The organism is Rhodopirellula europaea 6C (assembly GCF_000338295.1).
In the GTDB taxonomy this organism is placed as follows: Bacteria; Planctomycetota; Planctomycetia; order Pirellulales; family Pirellulaceae; genus Rhodopirellula; species Rhodopirellula europaea.
Map to the genome: position 1 here is coordinate 1 of NZ_ANMO01000268.1, position 12,305 is coordinate 12,305.

The 12,305-nt window shown below is 55.1% G+C and carries 15 protein-coding genes; 6 read left to right on the forward strand and 9 right to left on the reverse strand.

What is annotated here, in order from left to right:
• Positions 1-285 precede the first annotated feature (285 nt).
• The 4 genes from RE6C_RS28160 to RE6C_RS28180 all read left to right on the forward strand — a co-directional run bounded on the left by RE6C_RS28160 (position 286) and on the right by RE6C_RS28180 (position 3,174).
• The gene (locus RE6C_RS28160) at positions 286-726 is read left to right on the forward strand and encodes a tetratricopeptide repeat protein (RefSeq protein WP_008662254.1); all 441 of its coding nucleotides are present in this window, start codon (positions 286-288) and stop codon (positions 724-726) included.
• Between the two features lie 145 nt (positions 727-871).
• Positions 872-1,303, forward strand: coding sequence for a hypothetical protein (locus RE6C_RS28165; protein ID WP_144054907.1), 432 nt, complete (start codon positions 872-874; stop codon positions 1,301-1,303).
• Between the two features lie 837 nt (positions 1,304-2,140).
• Positions 2,141-2,560 carry a hypothetical protein gene (locus tag RE6C_RS28175; RefSeq protein ID WP_008662257.1) on the forward strand — a complete coding sequence of 140 codons (420 nt, stop codon included), beginning with the start codon at positions 2,141-2,143 and terminating at the stop codon, positions 2,558-2,560.
• Positions 2,561-2,712: 152 nt separating this feature from the next.
• Positions 2,713-3,174, forward strand: a complete 462-nt coding sequence (locus tag RE6C_RS28180) for a DUF6389 family protein (protein WP_008662261.1) — start codon at positions 2,713-2,715, stop codon at positions 3,172-3,174.
• A gap of 81 nt (positions 3,175-3,255) precedes the next feature.
• Here RE6C_RS28180 and RE6C_RS32340 read toward each other — a convergent pair whose 3' ends face one another.
• The 6 genes from RE6C_RS32340 to RE6C_RS28215 all read right to left on the reverse strand — a co-directional run bounded on the left by RE6C_RS32340 (position 3,256) and on the right by RE6C_RS28215 (position 5,956).
• A complete protein-coding gene (locus tag RE6C_RS32340; protein ID WP_160167248.1) occupies positions 3,256-3,498 on the reverse strand; it encodes a hypothetical protein in 243 nt (80 codons plus the stop codon).
• 845 nt (positions 3,499-4,343) lie between these two features.
• Positions 4,344-4,493, reverse strand: coding sequence for a hypothetical protein (locus RE6C_RS32345; protein ID WP_160167249.1), 150 nt, complete (start codon positions 4,491-4,493; stop codon positions 4,344-4,346).
• Positions 4,494-4,713: 220 nt separating this feature from the next.
• Positions 4,714-4,998 (reverse strand): type II toxin-antitoxin system RelE/ParE family toxin, encoded by a 285-nt coding sequence (locus RE6C_RS28200; protein ID WP_039963712.1) that lies wholly within the window; start codon positions 4,996-4,998, stop codon positions 4,714-4,716.
• Complete coding sequence (locus RE6C_RS33680) at positions 4,995-5,129, reverse strand: hypothetical protein (RefSeq protein ID WP_008662268.1); 135 nt, start codon at positions 5,127-5,129, stop codon at positions 4,995-4,997. The genes RE6C_RS28200 and RE6C_RS33680 overlap by 4 nt, the downstream gene beginning before the upstream one ends.
• Positions 5,130-5,418: 289 nt before the next feature.
• A complete protein-coding gene (locus tag RE6C_RS28210; protein WP_008662269.1) occupies positions 5,419-5,703 on the reverse strand; it encodes a type II toxin-antitoxin system RelE/ParE family toxin in 285 nt (94 codons plus the stop codon).
• 4 nt (positions 5,704-5,707) lie between these two features.
• Positions 5,708-5,956 carry a ribbon-helix-helix domain-containing protein gene (locus RE6C_RS28215; protein ID WP_008662271.1) on the reverse strand — a complete coding sequence of 83 codons (249 nt, stop codon included), beginning with the start codon at positions 5,954-5,956 and terminating at the stop codon, positions 5,708-5,710.
• Between the two features lie 170 nt (positions 5,957-6,126).
• On the opposite strand from RE6C_RS28215, the gene RE6C_RS28220 reads away from it, so the two are divergent.
• Both RE6C_RS28220 and RE6C_RS28230 read left to right on the forward strand, forming a co-directional pair.
• Positions 6,127-6,510 (forward strand): hypothetical protein, encoded by a 384-nt coding sequence (locus RE6C_RS28220; RefSeq protein WP_236618585.1) that lies wholly within the window; start codon positions 6,127-6,129, stop codon positions 6,508-6,510.
• Positions 6,511-7,232: 722 nt separating this feature from the next.
• Positions 7,233-7,541, forward strand: a complete 309-nt coding sequence (locus RE6C_RS28230; protein ID WP_236618586.1) for a hypothetical protein — start codon at positions 7,233-7,235, stop codon at positions 7,539-7,541.
• A gap of 167 nt (positions 7,542-7,708) precedes the next feature.
• Here the strand turns inward: RE6C_RS28230 and RE6C_RS28235 are convergent, their stop codons facing one another.
• The 3 genes from RE6C_RS28235 to RE6C_RS28245 all read right to left on the reverse strand — a co-directional run bounded on the left by RE6C_RS28235 (position 7,709) and on the right by RE6C_RS28245 (position 12,238).
• Positions 7,709-9,151, reverse strand: coding sequence for a BNR-4 repeat-containing protein (locus RE6C_RS28235; protein WP_008662279.1), 1,443 nt, complete (start codon positions 9,149-9,151; stop codon positions 7,709-7,711).
• 47 nt (positions 9,152-9,198) lie between these two features.
• On the reverse strand, positions 9,199-10,917 hold the full coding sequence (locus RE6C_RS28240; protein ID WP_008662281.1) for an FAD-dependent oxidoreductase: 1,719 nt from the start codon (positions 10,915-10,917) through the stop codon (positions 9,199-9,201).
• A 277-nt stretch (positions 10,918-11,194) separates the two neighbouring features.
• On the reverse strand, positions 11,195-12,238 hold the full coding sequence (locus tag RE6C_RS28245; protein ID WP_456291176.1) for an L-lactate permease: 1,044 nt from the start codon (positions 12,236-12,238) through the stop codon (positions 11,195-11,197).
• Positions 12,239-12,305 lie beyond the last annotated feature (67 nt).

A 12,305-nucleotide genomic window follows, 5' to 3' on the forward strand; every position in this document is an offset into this window, starting at 1 on the left:
GCCGAGACGCAAGAGGAGATGTCCAATGACGGCTGCCAGACGTCGATCGCGATGCTGCTGCTTGGCTGTCTTGCGATCGCAACCGTACTGGGTCTGCAATTCATCCTTGGGTTGTGACCTGCTGTGCGTAGTGTCCGCCAACATGGATTTTACGCTAGGCCTTCGGCACACCTTCCATGTTTGGCCACGCGGGCTGGCCTTGGTACAATTCCTAGTAGTTCAGGCATCGTTCGCTTCGTTTAGGGCGGTGTCGTAAAAACCTTCCGTTAGCCGCTCGAACTAAACTTGAAGATCGCCCGAAAACTTCAGATTCTCCGGCAAGAAGGATGGCTCGCCAATCACAATGGTGACGTTGCTTCAGCAGAGCGACTGTATCTGGAGGCCCATGAACTTGCGTCCGAATTGCCAGAAGAAGCCGCACTCGTCTGTAACATTCTGGCCGACTTCTATTGCGACCAAAAGCAGTTTTCGGATGCTGAACGGTTCGCACGGCAAGGGTTGGCGATTCGCGAAACCCTCGATTCGCAGATACTTGTCGGCAACGATCTTATGATGCTCGCGATGGTGCTGGAGGAATCGGGCCAGCTTGCGGCTGCCGAACCATACGCACAGCGAGGCTCGGACATTTACGAAATGCAATATGGCCCCGAGCACTCTGAAGTTCATCGCATGCAATCCGTTTTGGCGAGAATACAAACCGCACTTCAGCGCGATGTCGGCGGCTAACATGGTTTTTACGCTAGGCCTTCGGCACACCTTGGCTCTTTGGCAACGGGCCATGGCCTTGGTACAATCTTCCGTAATTCAGGCATCGTTCGCTTCGTTCAGGGCGGTGTCGTAAAAACCTTCCGTTGTGCGGCAAAAGCAACTCGTGGCGGAACATCCATACATCGTGCTGCATCCCGTTGGAAGCGTTCAACTTCAGGACGACCTTCCGACCTCCGTTCGCGCCAATCGCGGCGCAATCCTCTCGCGGTACTGGGTTGGCCTGACCTACTACCGCTCAGATGGAATCACGCTTTCAATGTCGCCTGCGGACGATGACCTGCCGACACCAACGCTCACGAACCGTTTCCTGTCGTTTATCTACAACCCCACTCGTGACATGGATGTCGTTTACACCGAAGACGGGGCATACGAAATCCCGCCTCTCAAGAAGACGATCCTTGAATACGTTGGCCGTGACGACGATATTCTCACACAATTCATGGATCATTCGCAGATTTCCTCTGCACTCAAGCGTGCGAACGATTTTCCAGCTGTCGTGGATGTACTTGAACGGATGTTCGGGCGTGACTTCTAACGCATTTGCCGCACAACATGGTTTTTACGCTAGGCCTTCGGCACACCTTCCACGTTTGGCGTCGCGGGCTGGCATTGGTACAATTTCCGTAGTTCAGGCATCGTTCGCTTCGTTTAGGGCGGTGTCGTAAAAACCTTCCGTTATGCGACCTAGCCGTATGTTGATGCAGTCTTTCGCGTGTGACCGTTGCTCCGCCACCTTCTGGTGCGGTGGCATTTGCGGTGCATACATACTCGAAGGCGGATCCGATATGCCGGTCTTTTCCGCTGAGTCTTGGTGCCACGACTGCAACGCTCTGGTTGAAGCTGAGGCATTTCCAGGCGTTGACGCCTTTGAACGCGCACTGGCTCGACTTCTCGCGAACGGGCTGGACGACGACGATCGCGAAACGGCGAAGCTTCTCGAGACCGCTGAGGACACATTCCTTGCGCAACAGATTTCCGACTGGCGTACGCGTCTTGACTGGCGCAAGAATCGCGTGTCTGCACCACGCTGCTTGACATGCGGTTCCACCCACATCCATGTCCTATTCGATGAATCGCGATTCACTTCCTTTGCTGATGCTCTCGCGGGGTTTTCTCATCCGAACTGCGGCGGAACATTCCGCCGTGCAGAGATCGGACACGGACACCCGAGCGGTGTGACCCAATTCGACAGCGAGGGGTTACAGCTTGATCGCGAATCACCGGTCGCATAACATGGTTTTTACGCTAGGCCTTCGGCACACCTTCGTTGGTAGGCAACGTGCGTTGGCATTGGTACAATTTGTCGTGATTCAAACTCCACCGCTTCGGTAACGGCGGTGTCGTAAAAACCTTCCGTTGTGCGACCTCCGCAATGAGTATCGTTGACCGTCACCAAGCTTGCCTCGACGCGGAAGCGTCCGGTGACCGGTCTGCTGCGTGGGACGCGTTGGTTGCTGCACGCCAATACTTGAAACAATGCGACGACGCGGATTGGGCGTGGCTCGAATCGTCTCTCGATGATCCGACACGCAAATGGTTCGTCGCCGCGGTCTTTGACCGTGAATCGTTGCCCCGTCGCCTGTTGTCCGCAATGGTGCGGGCGGCTGTACTCGAGCGCAACGTTTCAAACAACCGTGCATTCATTGATCCCTGCCTCCGTACTTACGGCCTCGATCGCGTCAAGCCGATGGTTGATGAATACCTTGATTCCGATGTCCCCGGTGCTCAATCCGGTGCGAAACGCCTACAATACTGGTTACGTGAACCATACAAACGTCGCGGTACATTCTGATAGCTCCGGTCGCACAACATGGTTTTTACGCTGGGGCCTTCGGCACACCTTCCCACTTTGGCAACGCGGGCTGGCCTTGGTACAATTTTCGTAGTTCAGGCATCGTTCACTTCTTTCAGGGCGGTGTCGTAAAAACCTTCCGTTATGCGGACATGACCGAATCCGAATTCATCGCTAAACTGACTGCTGTCCTCGACGGACAATCCGACGCCGCGCGCACTCAGATTCCGCTGCTGCTTGCATCGCTACCCGACGCTGCAACACGCCTCGACCTGCAGATCTTCCCCGCACAGGACGGCGGCGGCTTTTTCACTGTTCGCGCCTCGGTCGACGGCCCCAACCTGTACGTCATCAACAAATCCATCGACGCTCACGCCGACCTTTTCGACGCAAAATACACCGAAGATGGCGTCCAACCTCCAATTCCAATCGTGGACTGCTTTGACGTGGATTATCCCGTCAACGACATTGTGGTCGACTGCGCAGCGAAATGGTTGCAAACCGTCTGGCACTCCTTTGGCGGCATTAAATGTGATATTCCGGTCGTAATCGTTGGCCACGATGATTATGGGACTGTCACGCCAGTCGAACTCCACTCTGGCGCTGCCGCATAACATGGTTTTTACGCTGAGGCCCTTCGGGCACACCTTGGCCTTTTGGCAACGGGCCATGGCCTTGGTACAATCTTCCGTAGTTCAGGCATCGCTCGCTTCGTTCAGGGCGGTGTCGTAAAAACCTTCCGTTGTACGGCCCAGATCACTCAGATGGACACCGAATTGGTAACCGCAACTCAGGTGTTTGAACTCGCCGGAGGGCGTGTCGTGGTTGCCGACGAGTTCTTCCACGATTTCGCTGACCGTTCGGCCCCCTTCGATCTCGACGTCGTTGTGGTTTCGCCGTCTGGTGATCGCGTGCCCATGACTGCGTGCATCTCGCATCCACTGATCCATGCGCGGCCGTCTCGTGCACCGGGATTCGTCTGCACATTCGACGGTACGACAAAATCTACGATTCCCATTGGTTCACGCATCGTGCTGCCCAGCGCGTAGGGCCGTACAACATGGTTTTTACGCTAGGCCTTCGGCACACCTTCGTTGGTAGGCAACGTGCGTTGGCATTGGTACAATTTCCGTAATTCAGACATCGCCCGCTTCGTTTAGGGCGGTGTCGTAAAAACCTTCCGTTGTACGCCTCCCGTGGACACTGCTGCATCACAAAAGCTATCCGAAGCAATACTGGGATTCTGTGACTCACAGACTTTCAGTGATCCAGTCACCGAGCGCTGGCTTGCTGACCTCCGCGACTGTGCCTCGCTGATCGAATCGCAAGACGTGGATGCCGCTATCGCTGCTTGGGGTGTCGCGAATCGAAACCTGTCAGATTGCGTCCCTTGGACCGATGACATACTGCGAGGGTTTCAATCGCTTATTCGTGATATCCGCATTCTCCGCGGCACGCACTCTGAGATTCCAACTGCGTTCACGCGGTAACGGCGTACAACATGGTTTTTACGCTAGGCCTTCGGCAAGCCGCTGTCGTTTGTCCAAGCCGCCCTCTGGTGGTAGAATCTTCCATTGTTCATACATCGTTCGCTTCGTTCAGGGCGGTGTCGTAAAAACCTTCCGTTGTCGGGACGAAGATGTTTGACGAAGTCGCGGAATACATCATCGAATTCTATCCTGATCTGGTTTCGCCAGCGGAATCTCAAGCCCGTCAGTGGCTGCTTTTCCCCGGACACGCGAAAGAGCCTCGCGAACTCCCCGTTGACCCGAATGCCGTTGCGCTAATCAAACTTGGGCCCGAACAACTTCACATACACATAAGGGATCGTGTAGTGCGTGATCACGGTTCCGAGCTGATTTTCAACCGTTGCCCGCAATGTCGTCGTGTGGTGCGAACACCACTCGCGCAGCAATGCTTGCACTGTGGACATGACTGGCACAACAACTCGCGGACGGGTGCTACTTCTTAATTGTCTATCGACATGGCTAACTCGTGCGTCGTTCACGCCCGACAACATGGTTTTTACGCTGAGGCCTGCGGCACACCTTCCCTGTTTGGCGACGCGGGCTTGCCTTGGTAGAATCTATCGCAGTTCAGACATCACTCGCTTCGTTCAGGGCGGTGTCGTAAAAACCTTCCGTTAGACGACCTCAGAGTTTGGTGATTTTGCGATCACCTGGAACGACGCGAAGAATCTCCACTGTGTCTTCGTGACGGCGATGGAATATCACGTAGCGTCCAACGAAGTTGCACCGCACATCGCTGCCCAGCTTGGACTGCAACTCGCCCATTTCTGGCTGAGACGCAATTAGCAGGCACTTATCCTCGATCTTCTCTACCCATGACACGGCGGCATTCGGTTTGTCCCGTGAGATGTAATGCAGAATGGCGATCAAATCCTCCTGCGCGGCCGTGGTGTATAGCGGCTTTTTCATCCGTGTTTTGCTTCTGCTGCCATCGCTTTCAGTTGGGCGAATACTGTATCGTGATCGTGCAATTCGCCCTTGTCGGCTTGGTCAATTCCAACCTGAACCGCTTCTCGAAGTTTCTCATTAGAAACCAACATTCGTATTCCTTCGCTTACGGCCTCCTGCACCGAATCATACCTTCCACTGGTCACCAATGCCTCGATGGCTGATCTTTGATCGTGTGGTAATTGGATGTCCATTTTTGCTCACTCGAATTGATGCTCGAAACGCGACACAACGGTCGTCTAACATGGTTTTTACGCTGAGGCCCTTCGGGCACACCTTCGATATAGTGCTGACCTCGACTCCATTATACAAGCAAATCCAGTTCAGGACATCTCTCGCTTCGTTTAGGGCGGTGTCGTAAAAACCTTCCGTTATGTGCCCCTAGATTTTAGGTTCGTCAACATCGCCGCGAATAACTCGGACGACCTCGAGAAATCCTTCGACGCAGCGAAAGAAAATCACGTAGCTGCCAACATACGTGGCTCGAATCCCGTCGCCAAGTTCCGGACGCGCATCGCCGACGTCGGGATGTTTGGCCACCAACCGGCACTTCTCTCGCAGCTTTTCAACCCATTGACGGGCCGCGTCTGGTTTATCGCGGGCAATGAATCGAGCGATCTGCCTGAGGTCTTCTTTCGATTCCGCAGAATACCGAAGTCTCGGCATGTTCTCAGCTTCCTTGCTGTTCGGCTTCTACCTTGTCAATTTCCGCGTTGATCTCGTTAAACACGGTTTCTTCGTCGTAGAATTCGCCCGCATCCAATTGCTCAACGCCTTTCTTAATCTCGCCACGCAATTGCTCTCGTCCCATCAGTAGCTTGATGCCCTCGACAATGGCATCTTCCTCGGAACTGTATCTTCCTTGGGCAACAAGACCTTTCACGAAGTCATTGACTTCGCTTGGGAGGTTCAAATTCATGGCTCAACTCCGATGGGCCGGGGCACATAACATGGTTTTTACGCTGGGCCCTTCGGGCACACCTCCGTTGTGGTGCGGGCCTCGCTTCCATTATACAATCAAATCCAGTAAATGACATCGTTTGCTTCGTTTAGGGCGGTGTCGTAGAAACTTACCGTTGTGTGACGCAAATGGACGATCTCTCCAGCTTCGAGCGTTCTGTTTCCGCTGCGCTACTTCAAGCGGGTTGCGACACTTTCACCGCTTCCGACCTGCAACGGCACACTCGTGAGGTTCGCGACGACATCTACGCCGACGAACTTGCTCACGGCGGCGACATTGCCTCGCCCTTCGTCAACTTCATTATCACGCACGACGTGGCAATCTTCACGATCTTTGACGACCCATTCTTGGTCTACGTTATTCCCTGCACAGAACGCGAAATGATCTCAGATACGGACGCATTCGCCATGTTCGAGGTTCCAGAGCACATTGAACTGCTGGCCAACAAATACGGCAGATCCGCTCCCGACGCGACGATTTCCCGGTCACTTGCCGAAACCTGGTTGGGCTAACCCGCGCGTAAGCGTCACACAACATGGTGTTTACGCTAGGCTTCGGCACACCTTCCCACTTTGGCAACGCGGGCTGGCATTGGTAGAATTTATCGCGATTCAGGCATCGCTCGCTTCGTTCAGGGCGGGTGTCGTGGAAACTCTCTTTTCGGCGACAATCTCTATTGTGGATCCATCGCAGTTTTCGCTCTCCGATCGCATCGCAATCGCCAATGCCAATTATGGACGCGATTTTGGATGGCACGTTTTATCTGGCCTTGGTGAACCGCTCGCTGCGTTGACGGATCATCACGACGTGGACATGTTTTGGAGTTCGTACGTCGTTGCACCACTGGATGGCCATACCTCGACGCTAACTGAAGGCTTTTGGAATCACGACTGTCACCGTATTCGTAATATCAAGTATCCCAATTTTGTTGTCGAAACTTTTGGGCATTTTGATCCGCAAACGACTCGTGCGTCGATACGCGCTGGCTGCATCAATGTGAGTTTCACTTGGTTTGACCGGGTGCGTTCGCCCTGGTGGTTCTTTCGATGTTGGTTGAAGTAGGTTGTGAGTCTCTGGTTTTCCGGCTGTGTATCATTGAATTGACGCGTGCCTTGTTCAGGGAGCTGTGTTGGTCCTCTCGGCCACGTTGGGGTGGTGGACTCGGCACCGGTCAATGCCATTCACCGAAGTCGGTGACGGCGGTGTGGAATTGTTCCATCCATGAGTTGCTGGTTTGACTGGAACGAACAAGCGAATTGCATCCGGCATGTTGTCGCTCGTTTTGCTGTCGATGCTCGGTTGGTGCGTGGTTGCTCGAGTTGGCGATCTGCGTACTTGGGTCGCTCTCGGGCTTGGCGTGACGCTCGGTTGGCTTTACACGGCGTTTGGGCGTCTTCCTGGCTGGATCGTTGAGAACAGTGGCGGATCCATCTCCGATGACGACGATCCGTCCAACGTTTCCGCACGCGTCTATCTTCCGATCCTGCTGGGCGTGATCCTGATTGCATTCGCCGCGTTTGTCGGGGCCGTGTTGTTCATGTAGTTCGTGTTTGGCTCGGCGGCACCTTTTCTTCTACTCAATACTGAGCAGGTCGGCAGGAGTGTTTCGGCATTTGAATTGTGATGGCAAACGCTATTATTCCCACGTGCAGCCGGAGCCAACGCCCGAACGGCTCACGTGGTTTTGCCAGATCATTCTTGCCGACGTGCTTATTTCAACTCGATGCGTTTCGGTTGGGCTGTTTCGGAATCCATGGTCCGTGGGAGTTGGAATACGTCACCTGCGGCGTTTGAGAAGTACAGGTGGGAGTGCGACGGTTTTCGTCCGTGTCCATCGGCCCAAATGGCGAAGAAGTCCGGATGTGTGTTGAGGGCTCTGCGAATGTAGGTGTGGTTCATGTCGCTGCCTTTGGTCAATTGCCGCAGCTTGCTCCAGGTCGCGCCTTGGTCAACGCTTTTCCACATCGCGACTTCGCCGCCCGGGTTGTAGGGCTGCGGTCCCTTTTCCGTTGGCCCGATGACTCGCCAGTCGTCTTCGTCCAGCAGCCATAGTTCTCCGGCGTCGTAGTTGTTGTCTGAAGTGGTGATGGGAGAGCGTTTCCATTCGCTACCCGTCCAACGTGCCAACATCCACGTGCGCGGATCGTTTTTGGGTCCAGACTCGTAGCCTTTGCTGGTGATGTACAGCAGGACTGGCCGGTCGTTGTTGTCATAGCGAAGGTCTTTGAGATACACATTCAGGCCTTCCGCTTCGTAGTTGTGGATCAAAGCCTTGTTGTGGATGTCTTTAATCGGCAGTGTTAGCTCCTTGCCGTCGACCGTTGTCCATGTGTCGCCGTTGTCGGCGGTCTCGATGTAGTACAGGTTGGTCCGCCAATTGAGGCCTTTGCTCTGAGGATGATAGTTGAACATCGATCCCGCTTTGCCAGCGCCGATGCCGCTGACTTGGTAGTGACCTTGTCCGATCGCGGCCAATTTCTGCCACGCACTCCACTCGCGACCGTCGACGCTGCTCATGAAGCAAATCGTGCGAGCGGCAGGGTAGTTGTAGCGAGTGAAGAAGGCTTGGAAGCCGCTGCCCGAGTGCCACATTTGCATGTAGGAGAAATTGGTGATCGGCGTTCGGTCGTCTCCTTTGGATCGGGTCGCTTCCACCAATTCAAATTCGTTGATGTCGTAGGGGCGTTTACTGCGGTGGATGTAGGAAGGTCGCGACAAACCGTGTGAGGTTGAAAAGATCCAAATGTGACCTTCGTCATCGACGGAAATCACTGGGTTGTCGTGAGCGTCGTCGGTTTGCTTGTCCAACAGGATGGTGGGACGCGGCACGGTGTTGGCTTCGTGGTCGAAGTACGAGACCATGTGGAGCAATTTGCGATTGTCGTCGGCCGTCGCGCCTCCGAAGCAGAAGAACGTTTTGTTGACCTGCTCGCAGTAGATCGCGAATGGTTTGTGCTTGGAGCAGTAGGTTCCCAATCCACCGCTGTACTTGTAAACGTATTCGTCGCTCGATGGTTGGTTCATGTACCAAACGCCGCGATAGCCATCAGCCTTTTGATTCAACGTGACTGGTTCTTCGGCAACGGCAAAGTCGACGAAGTTTGTTAAAGCGGTGGCGAGCAACAGGATGGTTAGTCCGAGAAGTTTCTTCATGGTGCTTCGTGATGGGGAAAGGGGGTGGGGATTGGATCGACGATTGGCTACTGACGTGCGGCGGCAGCCGCGGCGCGGATGAAATCTCCTCGCGTGGCGCTGCCGTTGGCCTTGGGAAGAGCGTCGGGCGGAACACCGATCGAAGCGGCCAACGCACGCCATCGATGATCCAACTTTTCGTCGAGTGTTTTGTCCATTTCAACTGCGTGGCACGGTACGGCTTCGGAGTACTGGCCGTGCAGCTTCTTGCCGCGAGGTTTTCGTGGCGTTCCTTCTGAATAAAGCTTCCGCAATCCTCCGGCGGCACCCCACCACTGCACGACCGCGAAGTCGGGTGAGTCAGGTAGCACATCGCTGACATAGATCGTGGCGGAACGATCGGCGTGCAGATTTCGTTGCAGATGCGAGACGTCGACTTGCTTCACGGGCTGGTTCAGTTGCACGGCGATCGAGGCGGCGTGCCCGGCGGCTTGTCCCAACGACATCCACACCGGTTCTAAACGCAACGCGCAGAAACCGACGTGTGATGACGAAACCGCGCACGACACCAGCAGGTTGTTAACGTCTTTGGGAAGCAAGACTCCGTAGGGAATCTGATACGGCGGCACCGGATTGTAGAACTCACCGGAATGTTTGCCTCCGAAACGGGGACCTTCATGGTGGGTTCCGTGGCAATTGTTGCCGTAGTCCGCCATGGCGATTGAGTCTCGGTGGAACTTGGCTCGCGTGCCTTCCTTGGCGTATTCGCTGTCCGCTTGCGTGTAGATATGGACGCCCTGCATTCGGCGAGCTTCGCGCACATACAGTTGCGGTGGCAGATGATCGGTGTCCAGGAATTCGTCCCGGCACCATCCCCACTGCAACGCTTCCTGGCGAAACTTATCGGGAACCTCTGGATCATTCTGCAAGAAGTACAGCAGGCCGACTTGGTCTCTCAGGTGTTCGGCATAGATCGCTTGGCGTTCTTCTGGCGTGCCGTTCGGCCAACCGAGGTTTTTGCCTGGCAACGACAATCGTACCAGGCCTCGGGATACATCGTTGATGTCGTACTTGCCGCCGGGCAACACCGGCAGGTGGGCTTTGAATATGCACTTGCTGGGATAGTCGAAGACACGTTGGATTTTGTCCGACGCGATCGCATCCAGCACGCCCACAAAATCTTCGCGTCGGTAACCAGGCGGAGCGACAGGCATCACCCGGTTGGCTTCATCTTGGGTCATGATGAAGCGGAAGTTGTATGCTTGCAGTTGATCATCAGCGGTTTCCGGTGCCAGTGATTCGCCGTGTTCATCACGTCCTTCCCGACCGGCACGCCATTCGACTCCCGCCATCGCCATCAGGTCGCCTTCGTAAGTCCCATCCACAAAGGCTTTGCCGCGAACGGTTCGCTTGTTGCCTTGTGGATTAACCAAGGTGACTGACTCGATGCGCCTCTGCGGTCGGGATTTGGTGAGCTTCAATGCCACGAGAAGATGTTGATGAACCAGTTCAACGTTGGGTTGCTCGTCCAGCAAAGCATGGAAGACGGTGAGGTTGACTTTGGGTTCGCCAAAGGTGCCATGGTACGAGGCCTTCACCTGCGGCGAGTCAGGGCCGTAGGTTTTGGCGTAGTGGGTTTCCACTCGATTCGCAAAGTCCAGGAACGCTCCGCTGAGGCTTTCGAGCGAATGGAAGTCGGTGTGAGACAAACCGCTGGTGACCAGGCCACCGATCCGGTTGGTCGGCTCGATCAAGAGGACCGAATGCCCTGATTTGCCAGCGGCCACCGCTGCGGCAATGCCCGAAGGTGTGGCTCCGTATACCACCACGTCAACGTTTGAATCAGCGTCCGCGTTCGGTGCTAACCCAAAGCTCGTGATCGATATCAGGATCACGACCAGCCACGTGCAACGACTCATGTTGGAAACTCCATCGGTGGAAACGCTCTGAAGCCAAACATCATAACTTCTTCGGCCGACTGATTTGTGACCGTAGAACAGGTGTATCCGTGGTTGGTGCGATCAACTAATTAAAGCGAGACTTCTGTAACGATAGCGACAGTCATCAAGAGATGATCCAACCGACGAGCCCGGCGAAGAGCGTGTAGTAAAGGAAGGCGGGAAGGGTACGACGAAGTACCAAGCCTTCTTGGCCAAGCAAGCCGACCACGGCGCAGGCGGCGACCACGTTGTGAACGCAGATCATATTGCCCGCTGCACCTCCGACCGCTTGAAGTGCGACGCCCCATGTCGGATCAGTGCCGATGTGTTGTGCGACGGAAAATTGGAACTCAGAAAACATCATGTTGCTGAATGTGTTGGAACCAGCGATGAACGCACCCAACCCGCCGACCAACGGCGCAACCAGCGGCCACCCGTTGCCCATCCACTGTCCCGCTTGAGTCGCAAGCACGATCGGCATCTTGTCCAACGTTCCATCGCGACCGCCGTCAGAATGAATGAAGACTTGAACCATCGGCACCGAAAACAGCAACGGAATTGAAGCTCGGGCGATCATGCGAAAGCTTCGACGCCATGCCAATCGCGTCGCCTCGATTGGTGTTTGGTGGAGGGCGATCGTCAGCAGCGAAACCACCACGAAGATCGATCCGGGTAGGTACAGCGGTTCGATCCGAACGCTGACCGATGAGACGCCAAAGATCGAATCGAAATTCCAAGCGACCGAACGGATCGCTTCCGTGACGGGGCCGACCAAACGTGTGATCAATAACAGCACCGCGACCAACAAATATGGCGTCCAAGCCAACCAGGGTGGCAGGGCACGGGCTGGCGTTGAAGACGCGAGCGTGTCTTGCTGTTTTGTGTCCGATTCTTGTCCGGTCCATTCCCGCGGCCACGTCGATGAGTCCGCGAATGTCCACACGGTTGCGTCCTTGGGCATCATCCAACCGCGACGGGCGGCTGTGGTCACCAAGGTCAAACCAACCAACGCTCCAATCAGCGACGGAAATTCGGGCCCCAGGAAAACCGCGGTCAAAACGTACGGGACCGTCATAGAAAGCGAGGCGAACAGGGCGAATCGCCAGACGGCCAATCCTTCGGAGAATCGACGATTGGCACCGAACGTTTTCGTCAGCACACAAACCATGATCAACGGGATGAACAAGCCAACGGTCGCGTGCAGAACCGCGACTTTAANCGCGATCAGGTGCAAG